Here is a 19,002-nt window from a genome sequence, read left to right as displayed (position 1 = left end):
CGTTCAGCTTGTGCTTTCTCTGCCGCGATGCGTTCTTGTTCTACACGTTCAGCTTCTGCTTTTTCTGCAGCAATGCGCTCTTGCTCTAAACGCTCAGCTTGCGCTTTTTCTGCAGCAATGCGTTCTTGTTCTAAACGCTCAGCTTCTGCTTTTTCTGCAGCAATGCGTTCTTGCTCTAAACGCTCAGCATCGCGTCTTTCTGCAGCAATGCGTTCTTGTTCTAAGCGCTCAGCTTCTGCATTTTCTGCCGCGATACGTTCTTGTTCTAAACGTTCAGCTTGTGCTTTCTCTGCCGCGATACGTTCTTGTTCTAAACGTTCAGCTTGTGCTTTCTCTGCAGCAATGCGTTCTTGCTCTAAACGCTCAGCATCGCGTCTTTCTGCAGCAATGCGTTCTTGTTCTAAGCGCTCAGCATCGGCTTTTTCTGCCGCGATGCGTTCTTGCTCTAAACGCTCAGCATCGGCTTTTTCTGCCGCGATACGTTCTTGTTCTAAACGCTCAGCTTCTGCTTTCTCTGCGGCGATACGTTCTTGCTCTAAGCGCTCAGCATCACGTCTTTCAGCTGCAATACGCTCATGCTCTAAACGTTCTGCTTCCGCCTTTTTGGCTGCAATAAGCTCAGCTTCGCGTTGCGCTTGTTCAGCGGCAACACGTTCTTGCTCTAATTTCATAGCCGCTTCTTGCTCTGCAAGACGGGCTTGTTGTTCTTGGCGTTGCTGCTCTGCTGCTTTTTGCTCTTGAGCTAAGCGATCCGCTTCGGCTTTTTCTGCTGCAATGCGCTCTTGCTCTAAACGCTCCGCTTCCTCCTTTTCGGCTTCAATACGCTGCTGTTCTTCTATTTGCTTCTGGTTATCAGCCTCTTTTGCTGCTTGTTCTGCTTGTTGCTTATCTGATTTGCCAAAACCAAACCAAGACAGGAATTTACTTTTTTTTGCCATACTTGCTAATAACCACTTATAAAAATCTGATAAACTTATATGAATAATAGTTTGGTGACAGTTCAGCTTTTTAGCCAAACATAAACAGGTACCATCTATCGCTAAGATCGCAATACTATCACTTTTAGCGCTGTAGAAAAATGACACGCTAGCTATTGCATACAATATTATCTGAGCTAGGGGTCAGTTACCAATAATTAGTGAATTAAATGAGAAAAAAATCAACAGCTAACCGCCAAACAAAAGCAGCGAATAATAAATCATCAAATGGCTTTATTCGTATCATTAGTGGGCAATTTCGCGGTAGAAAATTACCAGTAAAAGATGTGCAAGGCTTGCGCCCAACCACAGATCGTATAAAAGAAACCGTATTCAACTGGCTAATGCAAGATACACGTGGCGCAGCTGTACTCGATTGCTTTGCCGGTTCTGGCGGTTTAGGTTTTGAAGCTTTATCTCGCTTTGCAGAACGTGCTGTCTTTTTCGAGCTAGATAAAGGTGCCGCTAACCAATTACAAGAAAACATTAGCACTCTTAAATTGGATAATGCCGCAATAAAACAAGGTAATAGCCTTTCATTATTGGACCAAAACACGCAAAACGAGCAATTTGATCTAATTTTTGTTGACCCACCATTTCGACAAAATTTGGCTGAAAAAAGTTGTTTTTTACTCGAAAAAAATAACTGGTTAACTGCCCAAGCACTAATTTATGTTGAGGTCGAAAGCGAACTAAGCGACTTAGACATTCCAGATAACTGGATGCTTTTAAAAGAAAAAACTGCTGGGCAAGTGATTTGTCGTTTGTATCAACGCGAGACAAATTAACACTATTTTGCAAACCTAGTTTCTGTTAATATTATTCTTTACATGTGGTGTTGCTTCGGATTACAATACCGCACCATTTTTGAACCACTTGATCGTTATTCGATCAACTTGAGCAACGCTCATTATTTAGGTAGGTGAATTTTTAATGCCAGTAATTAAAGTAAGAGAGAACGAACCGTTTGACGTAGCACTTCGTCGCTTCAAGCGTTCATGTGAAAAAGCAGGTATCCTTTCAGAAGTTCGTCGTCGCGAGCACTATGAAAAACCAACAGCTGAGCGCAAGCGTAAAAAAGCTGCAGCAGTAAAGCGTCACATGAAGAAGCTTTCTCGCGATAACGCACGTCGCGTTAAATTATACTAATCAGTATTTGGTCTTGTATAAATGAGCCTTTTATTAACGCTAAAAGATGCGCAAAAAGATGCGATGAAGGCAAAAGACAAAGAACGTCTTAAGCCTATCCGCATGGTACTTGCTGCAATCAAGCAACGTGAAATTGACGAGCAAATTACGCTTGACGACGACGGTATTACCGCTGTTTTAGTAAAGCTTGTTAAGCAACGTCGCGATTCTTACACCCAGTACATTGATGCGGGTCGTGAAGATTTAGCTGAAATTGAAGCCAGTGAGATTAAAGCACTTGAAGAATTCTTACCTCAACAATTGAGTGAAGAAGAAATCATTGCTCTTATTGACTCGGCTATAGCTGATACAAACGCAGCGGGTATGCAAGACATGGGTAAGGTAATGGGAGTTATCAAAAGCAAAGCTGAAGGTCGTGCCGATTTAGGTAAGATTTCTGGCTTAATCAAGCAACGATTAACTGCCTAACCCCCACATACAGATGTATGATTCAAGCAAACCGAGCCTAGTGCTCGGTTTCTTGCTTTTAGTCTTTCATAAACACAGTAATTGTGTTCAAATCTTATTTTAGAACGCATAGATAGTGCAGGAAAAACAACAGCTATGGCCGGAAAGATCCCTCGACAGTTTATTGATGATTTACTCGCTCGCACCGATATTGTTGAGTTAATTGATTCGAGAGTTGGCCTCAAAAAAGCGGGTAAAGACTACCAAGCCTGTTGCCCTTTCCATAACGAAAAGTCACCTTCTTTTACCGTTTCTCAAGATAAACAGTTTTACCACTGCTTTGGTTGTGGTGCGAATGGCAATGCAATTTCGTTTGTTATGGAATACGACAAATTAGAGTTTGTTGATGCTATTGAAGAATTAGCAAGTATGCTCAATTTAGACGTACCTCGCGAACAAGGCACAAGCTCAGGCCCGCAACGCACCGCAGAACAAAAGCGCTCTGATTACGATTTAATGTTGCATGCTGCTCGCTTTTATCAACATCAATTAAAGCATCATGCCAACTCAAAAACGGTTATCGACTATATCAAGGGTCGTGGTTTAAGCGGTGAAACAGCGAAAAAGTTTATGATTGGTTATGCACCTAGTGAATGGGAAGCACTCTGCCAACAACTTGGCCGCAACAAAGAACAAAAAGAACAACTTGTTGAGTTAAAGCTTGCCTCTGAAAAGTCGCCTGGTCGCCAATTTGATTTCTTCCGTGACCGACTCATGTTCCCTATTCGCGATAAACGCGGTCGGGTGATTGCGTTTGGTGGCCGTGTTATGCAAGCGGATCAAGGTCCAAAATACCTCAACTCACCAGAAACGCGTATTTTCCATAAAGGCTTTGAACTTTATGGTTTATACGAAGCAAAGCAAGCACATAAAAAACTTGAACATATTTTAATTGTTGAAGGTTATATGGATGTTGTTGCTTTAGCTGAGCAAGGCATCGAATATGCCGTTGCAGCCCTTGGCACTGCAACTACCGCAGAGCATATGCACACTTTATTTAGAACTACAGATAAAGTGGTTTGCTGCTACGATGGTGACCGTGCTGGCCGCGATGCTGCTTGGCGTGCTCTGGAGAATGCGCTTCCTTATCTTGCAGATGGCAAATCATTAAAGTTTGTGTTTTTACCAGACGGTGAAGACCCTGATTCACTGGTACAAAAAGAAGGTAAAGACGCTTTTGAAGCAAGGTTAAAGGAAGCCGATGATTTTACCAAGGTGCTGTTTAATAAGCTCAGCCAAGAGATTGACCTTACACAAGATGCAGGTAAAGCAAAGCTACTTAGTGATGCCCTGCCGTTGATTGAAAAAATTCCCAGTGATTTTTACCAAGAAAATATATTGGAACATCTTGGCCGCTTAATAGGTCGAACAAGAGAGCAATTAAATAATCGCGTTAAATCACCAAAGCAACAGCACGCTATTGAACGTAAATTTAAAATAACGCCGATGCGCCAAGCGATTGGTATTTTATTGCAACACCCAAACTTGGCGACCAGCATAGCTTATATGCCGGAATTGGCAGAAATGAAAATAGCTGGTATTGAGCTGTTTTTGCGGATACAGCACTTAGCGCTAGAGCGTGAAGGCATAACGACAGCACAAATTTTAGAGTCATTTCGCGATACCGCCGAATATGACGCGCTGGTTAAATTAGCAACTTGGCAGCACCAAATAAATGACGATCGTTTAGAGACTGTTTTTAAAAATACTTTTAAATTTATTGAAGACCAGTGTTTAAATTATCGACTAGAGACCCTATTAATAAAAGACAAGACCCAAGGCTTAAGCAGTGAAGAAAGGCTAGAATGCCACTTACTGACGCAAGCGTTAAAAGGCAGCAACAGCTAGTCAGAATTGAATAATGCTGTTATACTGTGCTATTCACTGCGTCTAGTTAGTTTTCGTGTCGCTTAATTAATAAGCGAGCTGGCGCCTGTTGTATCAACTTTCAGAGTGGAAGAATAAATCTCTATGGATCCAACTCCTCAGTCACAATTAAAGCTTCTGATTCAAAAAGGTAAAGAGCAAGGTTATTTAACTTTTGCAGAAGTTAATGATCACCTTCCACAAGACATTATCGACTCAGATCAGGTAGAAGATATCATTAGCATGATTAATGATATGGGTATCAAGGTAAGTGAAAACGCGCCTGATGCCGATGAATTAATGATGCAAGAAACAACGACAGACGAAGACGCAGCAGAAGCCGCGGCAGCTGCACTTGCGACTGTAGAAAAAGAGATCGGTCGAACAACTGACCCTGTACGTATGTATATGCGTGAAATGGGTACTGTTGAACTTCTTACGCGTGAGGGCGAAATCGTAATCGCTAAGCGTATTGAGGAAGGTATTAACCAAGTACAGATTTCAGTTGCTGAATACCCAGAAGCAATTACCTATCTACTAGAGCAATGGGACAAGTTTGAAGCAGAAGAAATGCGCTTAAGCGACATTATTTCTGGTTTCTTTGACCCTAACAATGAAGATGAATCACAAATCTCTGCAACACACATCGGTTCTGAGTTAAACGAAGAGCAACTCGACGACGAAGACGACGAAGAGGATGATGATGAAGACAGTGATGACGATGACGATAGTGATGGCGATACAGGCCCTGATCCTGAAGAAGCGCGTATTCACTTCGAAAATTTACGTGAGCTTTATAACAAAGCACGCGATACGTTCGAAGAAAAAGGTCGCTCACATCCTGATTCACAGGAAGCTATTACAGAAATCGGCGAACTATTTAAAACATTTAAATTAGTGCCAAAACAGTTTGACCGCATGGTTAATAACATGCGTGAAATGATGGACCGCGTTCGTGTACAAGAGCGTATTATCATGAAGCAAGCTGTACAAATTGCTAAGTTACCGAAAAAGAACTTCATCAAGCACTTTGCAAACAACGAAACAGATGCTAGCTGGATTGACCTTGAGATTGCTGCAAATGAGAAATACTCTGTAGCTCTTGAAGAAGTTAAACCAGAAATCATTCGTTGCATCAGCAAACTAAGTGCAATTGAAGAAAGCACGGGTCTTAGCATCGAACGAATTAAAGACATCAACCGTCGTATGAGTATTGGTGAGGCGAAAGCTCGCCGTGCGAAGAAAGAAATGGTTGAAGCGAACTTACGTCTTGTAATTTCAATCGCGAAAAAATATACCAACCGTGGTTTACAATTCTTAGACCTTATCCAAGAGGGTAACATTGGTCTAATGAAAGCGGTTGATAAGTTCGAATACCGCCGTGGTTATAAGTTCTCAACTTATGCAACATGGTGGATCCGTCAGGCAATTACGCGTTCGATTGCTGACCAAGCACGTACCATCCGTATTCCTGTACACATGATTGAGACGATCAACAAGTTAAACCGTATCTCTCGTCAAATGCTACAAGAGATGGGGCGTGAGCCGAGCCCAGAAGAATTAGCTGAGCGTATGTTAATGCCTGAAGACAAGATCCGTAAGGTACTTAAAATCGCTAAAGAGCCAATTTCAATGGAAACGCCAATCGGTGATGATGAAGATTCGCACTTAGGTGACTTCATTGAAGATACCACTATAGATTCACCTATTGATTCTGCAACAATGGAATCATTACGTGGCGCTACAAACGACGTATTAGCAGGCTTAACAGCACGTGAAGCTAAAGTACTGCGTATGCGCTTTGGTATCGACATGAACACTGATCATACATTAGAGGAAGTTGGTAAGCAGTTTGACGTAACACGTGAGCGTATTCGTCAAATCGAAGCGAAAGCGTTACGTAAATTACGTCACCCTTCTCGCTCTGACTTACTGAAAAGCTTCTTAGATGCTAAGTAATTTAGTATCGCATTTTTAACTAAAAGGCCGCTGTTGCGGCCTTTTTTCTATTCGAGAGATATTCATGGCTTGGATCCAAATTCGTATCAATGCAAACGCTGACAACGCAGAATTAATCAGCGACTTATTAATGGACACTGGCAGTGCCTCAGTGACCTATGTTGACGCCAAAGATACCCCTATTTATGAGCCAAAGCTTGGCACAGTTCAACTATGGGCTGATACCACTGTCATTGGCCTTTATGACGCAAACCACGATATGGACAGCGTTGTAGAGACTCTAAAAGCTGAAGCAACACTCGCCGATAAACTTGTTTATAAGATTGAACAGCTTGAAGATAAGGATTGGGAACGAGAGTGGATGGATAACTTCCACCCAATTCAATTTGGTGAACGCTTATGGATCTGTCCAAGCTGGCGTGATATTCCAGATCCTAATGCTGTTAATGTGTTACTCGATCCTGGCCTTGCTTTTGGTACGGGTACCCATGCAACCACGGCGCTTTGTTTAAAATGGCTAGAAAGCCAAGATTTAACAGGTAAAACCGTTGTCGATTTTGGTTGTGGCTCGGGTATTTTAGGAATAGCGGCAATCAAATTAGGTGCTGAGCGCATGATTGGTATCGATATTGATCCACAAGCCCTTGAGGCAAGCCGCGATAATGCAAAACGTAATGGTGTTGCAGATAAACTTGAAGTGTATTTACCTGAAGATCAGCCAGAGTTCACAGCCGATATTGTGGTTGCAAACATTCTAGCTCAACCACTTCGCGAACTACATGAAGTGATCTTAGGCCTTTTAAAACCGAATGGTAAAATTGCTATGTCAGGTATTTTAGAAGAGCAAGCTCAGTCTGTTGCCGACGTTTATGCCCCATTTTTAGTCCTTGATGAAGTGGCTGCTGAGGGGGAATGGACCCGAGTAAGCGGCATAAAGAAAGCCTAAACAGCCCTAGAGCATTTACTCAAACATAATAGGTAAAGCCAGTATTTAACAGGCTTTACCTTATTTTTACAGTTAGTAGTTTCTCACTTTTTAGTGAGTAAAAATTTTTCTGTTCAAATAACAAACAAATCAACCTACCCGTCAAACTGTTATCAAAAGTCAATACGAAAAGGGCAAAAAAAAGTCACTTTTGTTCAATTTATAGCCTTTGATTTTTGCTAAAAAAGCCGTAAACTTAGCGCCCCTTGAAAAGAGGCCAATTGAATAACAGTGCGTATCGGTTCATACCAACTTGAGAACAACGTAATTGTCGCGCCAATGGCAGGCATTACAGACAGACCATTTAGACAACTTTGCCGTCGCTTAGGTGCTGGCCTTGCTGTTTCTGAAATGCTCTCGTCAAACCCGAAAGTATGGAAAACCGAAAAATCGATGAACCGTATGGATCACAGCGGTGAGTCGGGAATTCGCTCGGTGCAAATCGCCGGTGCCGATCCTGAGCTTATGGCGCAGGCAGCACAATTCAATGTCAGCAATGGTGCACAGATCATAGATATCAATATGGGGTGCCCGGCTAAAAAAGTGAATAAGAAACTCGCAGGCTCTGCCTTATTACAGTTTCCTGAATTAGTACAAGAGATACTCGATGCCGTTGTTAATGCTGTCGATGTCCCTGTCACTTTAAAAATCCGTACAGGATGGGATCAGGATAACCGTAATGGTGTCGAGATTGCGAGAATAGCTGAACGTTATGGCATTGCCTCACTTGCAGTACATGGACGAACACGTGCATGTATGTATAAAGGTGAAGCAGAGTACGCCACAATTAGGGATATTAAACGTTCAGTGTCTATCCCTGTCGTTGCCAATGGTGATATTACTTCACCAGAAAAAGCAAAGCAGGTTTTGGATTATACGGGTGCAGATGCCATTATGATTGGTCGAGCCGCCCAAGGTCGCCCTTGGATTTTTAGGGAGATAGACCACTATTTGCGAACTGGAGAACATTTGCCAGCACCTGAAATTTCAGAAGTGCGTAGCATTTTGATGGAGCATTTAGACAATCTTCATCAGTTTTACGGGGAGCCAATGGGAGCGCGTATCGCTCGAAAGCATGTATCTTGGTATTTGCAAACCCATGACAGTGACGGTCAGTTTAGGCGAGTATTTAATGCGTTAGATAACCCACAGGCACAAGTCGACGCATTAGAAGAATACTTTAAAACACTAGCAGCTAACTAAGAAAGAAAGAGACATATAACGATGTTCGAACAAAACGTGACTTCTCCATTTATCACAAACCCTCATGTACAGTCACACGAGAAACCACAGCCGTTGCGTGATGCAGTGAAAAAAGCTGTTCATCACTACTTAAAGCAACTTAATGGTCAAGACGTACAAGACGTATACGACCTTGTTCTTTCTGAGCTAGAAGCACCATTACTTGAAGAAGTAATGACGTACACGCGTGGTAACCAAACTCGTGCTGCAATCTTACTAGGTATCAACCGTGGTACTTTACGTAAGAAGCTTAAAAAATACGGCATGAACTAATACCAGTTCTAATGGACTCGTAGTAAGCCAGCATATTTATTTTGCTAATAAACGCTTACTAATCCGATACAACTGATATAAAAGTTTTTAATAAAAAGCACCTTAGGGTGCTTTTTTTATAGCTGTTAAAAACTATGCAAAATCCTCACGCTTTAAACGTCGTTTTTTAAAGCAGATTCAGTTAAAATACCGCCTTTCTAAGCTAGCTCAAACATTGAGGTAATCAAAACTACAATGGATACACATCGTCCAATTCGTCGCGCACTATTAAGTGTGTCAGATAAAACCGGTATCGTTGAATTTGCTCGCGCTCTTGAAGCACAAGGCGTGGATATTTTATCAACTGGCGGTACTTGCAAATTACTTGCTGATAACGGCATCAAAGTCACTGAAGTATCTGACCATACTGGTCACCCTGAGATCATGGATGGTCGCGTAAAAACACTTCATCCAAAAATTCACGGCGGCATCCTAGCGCGTCGCGGTCAAGATGAAGACGTAATGAACGAGAATAACATCTCTGCTATCGATATCGTTGTAGTTAACTTATACCCCTTCGCAAACACTGTTGCGAAAGAAGGCTGCAGCCTAGAAGATGCGATTGAAAACATTGATATCGGTGGTCCAACTATGGTTCGCGCTGCAGCGAAAAACCATAAAGACGTAACTATCGTAGTTAATGCAAAAGATTACGACCGTGTAATCAGCGAAATGCAAAGCAACAATGGTTCAACAACGTATAAAACGCGTTTTGATCTAGCTATTGCCGCTTACGAGCACACAGCTCAGTACGATGGCATGATTGCAAATTACTTCGGCAAAATGGTTCCTGACTATACAGAGGAAGCTGCTGAAGAGACTAAGTTCCCACGCACTATCAACATGCAGTTCACTAAGAAGCAAGATATGCGCTACGGTGAGAACTCACACCAAGACGCTGCTTTTTATGTTGAAAACGACTTAACTGAAGCATCTGTTGCAACTGCGGTTCAACTGCAAGGTAAAGCACTTTCTTATAACAATATTGCTGATACTGACGCAGCATTAGAGTGTGTAAAAGAATTCGACGTACCAGCGTGTGTTATCGTAAAACATGCGAACCCTTGTGGTGTGTCAATTGGTGACAACATTCTTGAAGCCTATGATCGCGCATTCAAAACTGACCCTACATCAGCATTTGGTGGCATCATCGCATTCAACAAAGAACTTGATGCAGACACTGCTGAAGCGATTGTTTCTCGTCAATTCGTTGAAGTTATCATTGCACCTAAAGTATCTGAAGCAGCTGCACAAATCGTATCTGCTAAGCAAAACGTACGCTTATTAGAATGTGGTGAATGGTCTGGTAATGCAACGGGTCACGATATCAAGCGCGTTAATGGCGGTATTTTAGTTCAAGACCGTGATCTAGGCATGGTAACGCAAGGCGACCTTAAAGTTGTATCTAAGCGTCAACCAACTGAGCAAGAATTAAAAGATCTATTATTCTGCTGGAAAGTAGCTAAATTCGTTAAGTCTAACGCGATTGTATATGCTCGTGACGGTATGACTATCGGTGTAGGCGCAGGCCAAATGAGCCGTGTTTACTCAGCGAAAATTGCAGGTATCAAAGCAGCTGACGAAAACCTTGAAGTAAAAGGTTCTGTTATGGCATCTGATGCATTCTTCCCATTCCGTGACGGTATTGATGCAGCTGCAGAGGCTGGCATCACTGCTGTTATCCAACCAGGTGGTTCAATGCGCGATGAAGAAGTTATCGCTGCAGCTGACGAAGCTGGTATGGCAATGGTATTTACAGGTATGCGCCATTTCCGCCACTAATCACATAAAGGGTTAAGCAAATAGCTTAACCCTTTTTGTTTGCCACAAATTCACGTATTCTGATTAATAATAATAATTACCCATATAATGAAGGAACAGATGATGAAATTTGCCGTAAAATCGTTACTCGTTGCCAGCCTTGCGCTAACATCAGCACAGGCACTAAGCCACGCCCATGAATCAGCGCTTACAAATGCTGTGCAATCAAGCGAACGTGATGCTAAAAATAGCGCACGTGATAAATATCGCCATCCAGTTGAAACACTTGAGTTCTTTGGCTTTAAGCCAAACATGACAGTTGTTGAAATTGCTCCAGGCGGTGGATGGTATAGCGAAATCCTTGCACCAGCCGTAAAAGGTCATGGTGTTTACTACGCGGCACATTTCCCAGCAGATTCTGAAGTGGGTTATTACCAACGTTCATTAGCTGGTTTCAAGAAAAAGATGAGCGATGACGCGCGCTTCAGTGAAGTTAAACTGACTGAATTTGCGCCAGTGACACATCTTGATATTGCACCAGCGGATAGCGCTGATCTTGTCTTAACATTCAGAAATGTCCACAACTGGTACATGGGTAAAGATAAAGAAGGCGCGTTAAGTGCATTTAAAGCATTTTATAAAGCACTTAAACCAGGCGGCACTTTAGGTGTGGTTGAACACCGCCTACCTGAGTCTCGCAGCGATGAAGAACAGAAATCATCAGGTTATATGAAGCAAAGCTATGTAATTGAAATTGCAAAGCAAGCTGGCTTTGAACTAGTGGCAAGCAGTGACATTAATGCAAACCCTCTTGATACAGCTGATCACCCTAAAGGGGTATGGACACTACCACCACGTTTAGCACTTGACGAAAAAGACGCTGCTAAATATAAAGCGATTGGTGAAAGTGACCGTATGACGCTGAAGTTTAAAAAACCGCTATAAATAGGATTATACGCCATGAATGTACTTGTCATCGGCAGTGGCGGCCGCGAACACGCTCTTGCGTTTAAGGCTGCACAAAATACTAAAGTAAACACCGTTTTCGTCGCTCCTGGTAACGCAGGTACTGCACTTGAGCCAAAACTTGAAAACGTTGCTATTAATGTTGAAGACTTAGCAGGTTTAGTTACTTTTGCTAAAGAAAACAACGTTGAGTTAACCATTGTTGGCCCTGAAGTACCTCTTGTTTTAGGTGTGGTTGATACATTCCGTGAAAACGGTTTGGCTATCTTCGGCCCAACAGCAGGTGCTGCACAATTAGAAGGCTCTAAGTCGTTCACTAAAGACTTCTTAGCACGTCACGACATTCCAACAGCGGATTATCAAACATTTGAACAAATCGAACCTGCGCTTGCATACCTAAAAGAAAAAGGTGCGCCAATTGTTGTTAAAGCTGATGGCTTAGCAGCGGGTAAAGGCGTTATCGTTGCGATGACTGAACTTGAAGCTGAAGAAGCTATTCGCGATATGCTTGCAGGCAACAGCTTTGGTGAAGCTGGTAGCCGTGTGGTTATCGAAGAGTTCTTAGAAGGCGAAGAAGCATCTTTCATCGTGATGGTTGATGGCAAAAACGTGTTGCCATTTGCAACTAGCCAAGACCACAAACGTGCTTACAATGGTGACCAAGGTCCAAACACTGGCGGCATGGGTGCATACTCACCTGCACCAGTGGTTACAGATGAAATTCACCAGCGCATTATGAACGAAGTGATCAACCCGACAGTTGAAGGCATGGCAAAAGAAGGCCACCCTTACACTGGCTTCTTATACGCTGGTTTAATGATCACCGCTGATGGCACACCAAAAGTGATTGAATACAACTGTCGTTTTGGCGATCCAGAAACACAACCTATGATGCTTCGTCTTAAGTCTGACCTTGTTGAGCTTATCGAAGCGGCTAACCGTGAAGAACTTGATAAAACAGATATCGAGTTCGATCCGCGCGCAGCTGTAGGTATTGTACTAGCAGCAAAAGGCTACCCAGATAGCTACCCGAAAGGTGACACTATCAACGGCTTACAAGTTACTTATCCTGAAGGTGAGAAAGTATTCCACGCAGGCACTAAGCAAGACGGCGAAAATGTTGTTACGGCTGGCGGTCGTGTGCTTTGTGCTACAGCGCTTGGCAACACAGTTACTGAAGCGCAACAACGAGCTTATAAACTAGTTGATGAAATCAGCTGGGAAGGCATGGAATATCGTACAGATATCGCTTACCGTGCAATTGCTCGCGAACAGAATTAAGGTCAAACCAGTCTAATTCTAATAAAGCGCAGTTTATCTGCGCTTTTTTAATGCTACACTAATAAGAATATTTACCTAGATAAAGAACTAATTTTGAATAATAAAGCACTGAAATATAACTTTGTTTCATTTCTTATTTTAACAATTTTGTTTTTTATCATTGCCACCCTAGCGGCTCATTTAGCCAGCCCTACCCGCTATACCATTGACAAAACGGCGCCTATTTACAGTAAAACGGCGTATCGAATCGACTACAGTAAATCACTAACTCTGGAGCAGTTTTTAGCAGAACCAGAAAAGCTAAAGCAACGCCCTTTTAAAGATATTGAGTGGGATTTAGCCGAGCAAGATTATTGGCTAAAGCTTGATTTAGAAAACCGTCAAACAAAGCCAGTAGAGCTGTCTATTCACTTTGACAACCCAATGGTTGATTACCTCACTGTCTATCATGTTGATGATAAGGGGCTGCTTATAGATACAACCGAGCTAGGAGATAAAGTAGCTGGGCTCAGTTTGTTCCAATACAGCACACCGCACAGCATTTTAACAATGCAGGGCAACGAGCAAACAACCCTCATTATTAAGATAGATACTGTTGGTATTAGTAAGACACCTATCAATATTTATGGTGAAAAAGAGTTCCAAGATTTACTTCGTTCACAGTCGGGTATTTGGGGGATCTTTATTGGCGTGCTGATAATGGCAGCCCTCTATAACTTGGTATTATTTTTAGGGATTCGTGACCGTGTCTACCTTATTTACATAGGTTATATAATCTCAGCATTGCTACTTATGGGCTCAGTGCTTGGTTTTGGTTTTTATCTATGGCCTTTGTCATGGCAAATGTTTTTTAATGAGCAAGTGGTCTTCAGTAACTATGCAATAGCCTTTTTCACTGTAGCATTTTGCACTATGTTCTTACGCTACCATAAAGACAATTGCCGCCTTTATAAACTCAGTATTAGCTTTTTAGCCCTGCTCTTCAGTCTCAGCCTGATCAGTTTTTTCATGCTGGAATATCATTCTTCAAAAATCTTTTTTGCCATCATGGTACCGCTTTATATTTTATGTATTTGCATGATATACAAAAAGTTAGTGAGTGGCTTTAGATGGGCAAAGTTTTATGTAATGTCTTGGGTGCCACTGATAGTAGGCGCTGCAATTCAACCTTTAGAGCTTACTGGATTTATTCAGTATAGCTTTGCAGTTAGACATATTTTTTTAGTCGCTATTCTGTGTGAAATTGTGCTCATGGCAATGGCGCTGGCTGATCGAGTCCGGTATCAACGTGAAAAAGCGCTGTATCATGCAACTCATACTCAACAAACAGAGTTACTCAATCAAGCTATGCTCAAACAAGCCTATATGGCGATCACTTCAGAGCACAGGCTCGCTAATCTTTGTTTAGTGAAAATAGAGCAATTTAATGCCCTAATGAGCATCCTTAAGCCAAGTCAGAGTAGCCAAATAATTATCACAGTTGCTCAATCCCTAGAGCATCAAATCAATAAAAAGAGACAATTTATTAATTTAGAGTCGGCTTTAGATAATAGCCCAAAAGTAGCTGATTTAGGGAATGGTATACTCGCCTTTATTTCTACCAAAATTCAATCTCAAGTAGAGCTTTATCAAGAGCTTAACAACCTTTGTAAACAGCTCCCTAAACAATATAAAGTGGCAGGCTTAGACCTACAGCTTTACTATCGCTTTAGCATTACCGAGCCGGTTAGTGATGATGGCTTTGATATTTGGCTGCAGCGTGGCTACTTGGGTTTATCACAAAAACAACAAAATATTGACTTTAACGCACCACATATTGATATGGATGTCAGCCTTGCTGCAGAATTACAGCAAGCAATACGAAGCAATACATTAGCCATTTACTTACAGCCAATTATCAATTTACACAGCGGCGCTATCTGTGGTGCTGAGGCGCTATTACGCTGGCCTACAGCTGGTAAGTATCTCGATATTGAGCAACTGATTTTATTGGCTGAACGAACAGGTTTAATCAATGAACTAAGCTTATGGGTAATTGATCAGGCTTGCCTTGCTGCTGCACAGCTTAATCGACAAGGTTACCGCGAGCATACTATTAGCGTTAATTTAAGTGCGAAAAATCTCGCTATCCCTAAACTCGTCGAAAAAGTCGAAAACACTATCTTAAAACATGGTATTACCGCGGATCAGTTAAAGTTTGAATTAACCGAGTTTGCGCTTATTAAAAACCATGATGAAATGGTCAGCTTTATCAGCGAGCTCAATAAACTCGGGAGTAAGGTAGTACTCGATGACTTTGGTACTGGCTACTCTTCGTTGAACTACTTGGTGAATTATTCATTTAGCACTATAAAAGTAGATAAGTGCTTTATTCTGGATTTAGTGGATAACACAACTAATCAAGTGGTTGTAAAAACTGCCATTGATATGGCCCATAACCTTGATATGAATATCACCATCGAAGGTGTTGAAAACCAAGCTACAGAGAAAATGCTGATCAAAATGGGGGCTGATCAAGGCCAAGGCTATTATTACAGCAAAGCACTGCCGATTAATGAGTATCTAAGCTTTATTGCCTCACAATTTAAATAGGGCGTGTTACACTGCTCTTTTTAACATCTTTAGGGGCCATGTAAAGATGCAAGGTACGATCAGAAAATTAAAGTCGACACTTACCTCTCCTGTCGAATATCAATTACCTATTGGTGATGAGCTAGTTTCGTTAAATGACTATATTGGTAAACCGCTAACACTCACTTTTACTGGCAATATTTTTTGCTGTAACTGCGGTAAAAAAACCAAGAAAAGCTACTCTCAAGGCCACTGTTTCGTGTGTATGCGCAAACTGGCTAGCTGTGACATGTGTATCATGAAGCCTGAAACGTGCCACTTTGATAAAGGTACCTGTCGTGAGCCGCAGTGGGGTGAAGAAAACTGCATGATCCCGCATTACGTGTATTTAGCAAACACCTCAGGCCTAAAAGTAGGTATTACCCGCCATACTCAAATTCCTACACGCTGGATTGACCAAGGTGCGACGCAAGCTTTACCTATCTTCAAAGTACAAACCCGCCTTCAATCTGGTTTAGTTGAGGTTGCCTTAGCCAAGTTTATTGCTGATAAAACCAATTGGCGAAACATGCTAAAAGGCCAATCTGAAGCAATTGATTTAAAAGCCGCTGCCAGTGAGCTGATCCCACAAATTGATGCTAAGCTGAGTGAACTTGCTGAACTGTTTGGCTCAACGGCAATTGAAAAGCTCGATGAAGATGTGGTTGAGCTAGACTACCCTGTGAGTGAATACCCAAGCAAAATCAGCTCTTTCAATTTTGATAAAGCACCAGAAGTATCGGGGATTTTAAAAGGCATTAAAGGCCAGTACCTAATTTTTGATACTGGCGTAATTAATATTCGTAAGTTTACTTCTTATGAGATAAGCCTTAATTAATCGCTTTTTTCTGTATTAAGGTAAAAGTCATACCATTGCTGTTTCGCTACGGGACGGCAAAAATAATAGCCTTGAATGATATCGCAGTTAAGTGAACGTAAGTAATTTAACTGCTCTACCTTCTCAACCCCTTCGGCGACAACATGAATACTTAAACTTTTCGCAAGACTAATAATCGCCGTTACTATTTCACTATTACCATATTCATCAGGTACTTTTGCTATAAAGCTGGCATCTATTTTTAACGTATCAATAGGCAGTTTTGTTAAATAACTTAAAGCCGAATACCCCGTACCAAAGTCATCCAAAGTAATATGCACACCTAGTTTTTTCAGCGCCAACAACTCTTGCTTGGCCTCACTAAAGTGGCTTATAAAACAGCTTTCCGTCAGCTCAACTTCAAGCTTGTGTGGGTCAACATCATAACGCTCAAGTAAACGCTCAACATTCGATGCTAATTGCCCCTGACGTAAGTGATTCGCCGATATATTAATTGCTAAGCGCCCTGCTTCAATCCCTTGTTGCTGCCACTTTTCTAACTCTTTACAAGCCTGCTCGATTACCCATAAATCGAGTTTTACAATTAGACCAAGCTCTTCAGCAAGGGGGATAAATTTAGCCGGTGAGATCACGCCAAGATTCGGCTCATGCCAACGCAAAAGCGCTTCAACACCTAAAATTTTACCCGAGTTTAACTCTTGCTTCGGTTGGAAATAAAGCTCAAATTCGTCACATTCAATGGCATTTTGCAAACGGCTCATCATTGCCAGACGTTCTAAAGAGCGCGCATTCATAGCTGGTTTAAATAATTGAAATGAATTACGACCGACTTCTTTGGCGCGGTACATAGCAATATCAGCATGCTTAAGTAATGTGGCGCTATCTACGCCATCATCTGGATAAACTGCTGCGCCAATAGAGGCTGTAATTGCAACTACATGCTCGTTAATAGCAAGCGGCATACTCACTTGCTGTAATACTTGTTCTGCAAAGTTTAATAACGTTTCAACACGATTTACTTCGCATAGTAAAACAAATTCATCACCACCTAAGCGTGCTAGGGTATCCCCTTCAGGTAAGATTGATAAAATTCGTTCAGCAACTTGTTCAAGCAAATTATCACCTGCGTCATGTCCTAAGCTGTCGTTGACCTCTTTAAAGCGATCTAAGTCGATAAACATTACAGCTAAAAGATCATGGTTACGCTTGGCGGTGCTTAGTGCAATGGAGAGCCTGTCATGAAATAAGCGCCGATTTGGCAGGCCGGTCAATTCATCGTAATAGGCAAGCTGGGCAATTTTTTCTTCAGCACGTTTACGCTCAGTAATATCGCTAAAAATAGCTGCATACAGTACCTCATCAAAGTTAGGGTCTTTAATTTGAATGATGGTTAGCCACTCAACAAACTCTTCGCCGCCTTTCTTACAATTACAGATCTCCCCTTGCCACACCCCTTCATATTCAATGGCATGCCACATTTTTTGATAAAAAGAACGACTATGTTTTGTTGAGCTTAGAATATTTGGCCGCTTACCTATTACTTCATGTTCAGCAAAACCTGTCAGCTCAGTAAAAGCTGGGTTAACTTGAATAATGGTGCCGTCTTTGCGAGTTAACATGATGCCATCAAGTGAGGCATCAATAATTTTATTTGCAAGAAATAGGTTACGTTGTGACTTTTGCAAAGCAAGATCACGCTGCTCAATAGCACGCTCAAGCTCGCAACAATAAGCCGATTCAATCTCTGTGATCAAATCAGCAAATGAAATCACCCCACAGATCTCATCATCTTTGACCACCAAATGGCGAACATTATGCTCTGTCATAGTGCGATAAGCATCAAATAAACTACTTTCACAATCAATTTCAATTAACGGATAACTGGCATACTGCCAACAGGGATTTAGCCACTCAGTTTGGATTATCAATTCAACAATGTCGCGCTGAGTAATAATACCGTGTACTTCAAGCTCTCGGTTATAAACCAGCACACTATCAAGCCTGCCAGTTCGCATCAGCTGCACAACCTCTTCAATCGGTGTCTGCGCATCAACGACCTCAAGGTCGGTGCGGTATTGCTCATGAATAGGCCTAAACTGTAGGTAGTGGTCCAGACCTTGGTTATGAACGATATCAGAAAGGTTCAGCATACCAGCAGGTTGGTTCTCACTATCCATTACTAATAAATGGCGAATACCATGTTGTTGAAAACGCAGCGTTGCATCACTGACTGAACATTGGTTAGGCACCGTAATAACAGGTGCTGACATCACCTCATGAATGGCAAGATTCTTGTAGGCTGGGCTGCTGATATCAATTTTCAAACAATCGGCTTCAGTCCAAATCCCAACCACGGACTGTTCATGTTGGATAAAAATAGCCGTTACATTGTGAACATGCATCAACCTTACCGCATCGACCAAAGGCGTATGCGCAGGACATGATACCAATTTATGCGAAAAGACATCACTGACCTTTTGATGTCGTCTTGGTTGATTCATAAGTCGACTTTCCTAGTTCTTGCATGAATTGACAATTATAATCATTTC

14 protein-coding genes and 1 pseudogene are annotated in these 19,002 nt (G+C 41.9%); 13 read left to right on the top strand and 2 right to left on the bottom strand.

Features of this window, described 5'->3' with window-relative positions:
• Positions 1 to 938, bottom strand: a pseudogene (locus HCZ11_RS18770) (trichohyalin-plectin-homology domain domain-containing protein); the annotation flags it as partial.
• 209 nt (positions 939 to 1,147) lie between these two features.
• On the opposite strand from HCZ11_RS18770, the gene rsmD reads away from it, so the two are divergent.
• From rsmD to HCZ11_RS18705, 13 genes are all read left to right on the top strand, one after another.
• On the top strand, positions 1,148 to 1,765 hold the full coding sequence (gene rsmD, locus HCZ11_RS18765) for a 16S rRNA (guanine(966)-N(2))-methyltransferase RsmD (protein ID WP_130050615.1): 618 nt from the start codon (positions 1,148 to 1,150) through the stop codon (positions 1,763 to 1,765).
• Between the two features lie 145 nt (positions 1,766 to 1,910).
• Complete coding sequence (rpsU, locus tag HCZ11_RS18760) at positions 1,911 to 2,126, top strand: 30S ribosomal protein S21 (protein WP_002957797.1); 216 nt, start codon at positions 1,911 to 1,913, stop codon at positions 2,124 to 2,126.
• Positions 2,127 to 2,147: 21 nt separating this feature from the next.
• Entirely contained in the window at positions 2,148 to 2,594 is a 447-nt protein-coding gene (locus HCZ11_RS18755; RefSeq protein ID WP_054551044.1) for a GatB/YqeY domain-containing protein, read from the top strand.
• 135 nt (positions 2,595 to 2,729) lie between these two features.
• Positions 2,730 to 4,481, top strand: coding sequence for a DNA primase (gene dnaG / locus HCZ11_RS18750; protein ID WP_167659190.1), 1,752 nt, complete (start codon positions 2,730 to 2,732; stop codon positions 4,479 to 4,481).
• Positions 4,482 to 4,604: 123 nt separating this feature from the next.
• On the top strand, positions 4,605 to 6,458 hold the full coding sequence (rpoD, locus tag HCZ11_RS18745) for an RNA polymerase sigma factor RpoD (protein ID WP_130050613.1): 1,854 nt from the start codon (positions 4,605 to 4,607) through the stop codon (positions 6,456 to 6,458).
• A 64-nt stretch (positions 6,459 to 6,522) separates the two neighbouring features.
• Entirely contained in the window at positions 6,523 to 7,404 is an 882-nt protein-coding gene (prmA, locus tag HCZ11_RS18740) for a 50S ribosomal protein L11 methyltransferase (protein ID WP_130050612.1), read from the top strand.
• A gap of 270 nt (positions 7,405 to 7,674) precedes the next feature.
• On the top strand, positions 7,675 to 8,646 hold the full coding sequence (gene dusB / locus HCZ11_RS18735; protein WP_054560983.1) for a tRNA dihydrouridine synthase DusB: 972 nt from the start codon (positions 7,675 to 7,677) through the stop codon (positions 8,644 to 8,646).
• Positions 8,647 to 8,667: 21 nt separating this feature from the next.
• On the top strand, positions 8,668 to 8,958 hold the full coding sequence (gene fis / locus HCZ11_RS18730) for a DNA-binding transcriptional regulator Fis (RefSeq protein WP_002957804.1): 291 nt from the start codon (positions 8,668 to 8,670) through the stop codon (positions 8,956 to 8,958).
• A 234-nt stretch (positions 8,959 to 9,192) separates the two neighbouring features.
• The gene (gene purH, locus HCZ11_RS18725; RefSeq protein ID WP_167659189.1) at positions 9,193 to 10,779 is read left to right on the top strand and encodes a bifunctional phosphoribosylaminoimidazolecarboxamide formyltransferase/IMP cyclohydrolase; all 1,587 of its coding nucleotides are present in this window, start codon (positions 9,193 to 9,195) and stop codon (positions 10,777 to 10,779) included.
• 102 nt (positions 10,780 to 10,881) lie between these two features.
• Entirely contained in the window at positions 10,882 to 11,703 is an 822-nt protein-coding gene (locus HCZ11_RS18720; RefSeq protein ID WP_167659188.1) for a class I SAM-dependent methyltransferase, read from the top strand.
• Positions 11,704 to 11,718: 15 nt separating this feature from the next.
• A complete protein-coding gene (gene purD, locus HCZ11_RS18715) occupies positions 11,719 to 13,005 on the top strand; it encodes a phosphoribosylamine--glycine ligase (RefSeq protein WP_130050610.1) in 1,287 nt (428 codons plus the stop codon).
• Between the two features lie 93 nt (positions 13,006 to 13,098).
• Positions 13,099 to 15,597 (top strand): EAL domain-containing protein, encoded by a 2,499-nt coding sequence (locus HCZ11_RS18710; RefSeq protein ID WP_130050609.1) that lies wholly within the window; start codon positions 13,099 to 13,101, stop codon positions 15,595 to 15,597.
• A 46-nt stretch (positions 15,598 to 15,643) separates the two neighbouring features.
• Positions 15,644 to 16,453, top strand: a complete 810-nt coding sequence (locus HCZ11_RS18705; protein WP_130050608.1) for a DUF2797 domain-containing protein — start codon at positions 15,644 to 15,646, stop codon at positions 16,451 to 16,453.
• Here HCZ11_RS18705 and HCZ11_RS18700 read toward each other — a convergent pair.
• Complete coding sequence (locus tag HCZ11_RS18700) at positions 16,450 to 18,954, bottom strand: EAL domain-containing protein (protein ID WP_130050607.1); 2,505 nt, start codon at positions 18,952 to 18,954, stop codon at positions 16,450 to 16,452. The genes HCZ11_RS18705 and HCZ11_RS18700 overlap by 4 nt on opposite strands.
• Positions 18,955 to 19,002: the final 48 nt, after the last annotated feature.

The sequence above is a fragment of the Pseudoalteromonas sp. HF66 genome (assembly GCF_011806445.1).
Classification (GTDB): Bacteria; Pseudomonadota; Gammaproteobacteria; order Enterobacterales; family Alteromonadaceae; genus Pseudoalteromonas; species Pseudoalteromonas apostichopi.
This window is presented reverse-complemented; position numbering and strand designations above follow the sequence as displayed.

Bases quoted from the DNA above. Each gene is read 5' to 3' on its own strand.
- rsmD (WP_130050615.1), top strand. From the start codon at position 1,148: ATGAGAAAAAAATCAACAGCTAACCGCCAAACAAAAGCAGCGAATAAT.
- rpsU (WP_002957797.1), top strand. From the start codon at position 1,911: ATGCCAGTAATTAAAGTAAGAGAGAACGAACCGTTTGACGTAGCACTT.
- HCZ11_RS18755 (WP_054551044.1), top strand. From the start codon at position 2,148: ATGAGCCTTTTATTAACGCTAAAAGATGCGCAAAAAGATGCGATGAAG.
- dnaG (WP_167659190.1), top strand. From the start codon at position 2,730: ATGGCCGGAAAGATCCCTCGACAGTTTATTGATGATTTACTCGCTCGC.
- rpoD (WP_130050613.1), top strand. From the start codon at position 4,605: ATGGATCCAACTCCTCAGTCACAATTAAAGCTTCTGATTCAAAAAGGT.
- prmA (WP_130050612.1), top strand. From the start codon at position 6,523: ATGGCTTGGATCCAAATTCGTATCAATGCAAACGCTGACAACGCAGAA.
- fis (WP_002957804.1), top strand. From the start codon at position 8,668: ATGTTCGAACAAAACGTGACTTCTCCATTTATCACAAACCCTCATGTA.
- purH (WP_167659189.1), top strand. From the start codon at position 9,193: ATGGATACACATCGTCCAATTCGTCGCGCACTATTAAGTGTGTCAGAT.
- HCZ11_RS18720 (WP_167659188.1), top strand. From the start codon at position 10,882: ATGAAATTTGCCGTAAAATCGTTACTCGTTGCCAGCCTTGCGCTAACA.
- purD (WP_130050610.1), top strand. From the start codon at position 11,719: ATGAATGTACTTGTCATCGGCAGTGGCGGCCGCGAACACGCTCTTGCG.
- HCZ11_RS18705 (WP_130050608.1), top strand. From the start codon at position 15,644: ATGCAAGGTACGATCAGAAAATTAAAGTCGACACTTACCTCTCCTGTC.
- HCZ11_RS18700 (WP_130050607.1), bottom strand. From the start codon at position 18,954: ATGAATCAACCAAGACGACATCAAAAGGTCAGTGATGTCTTTTCGCAT.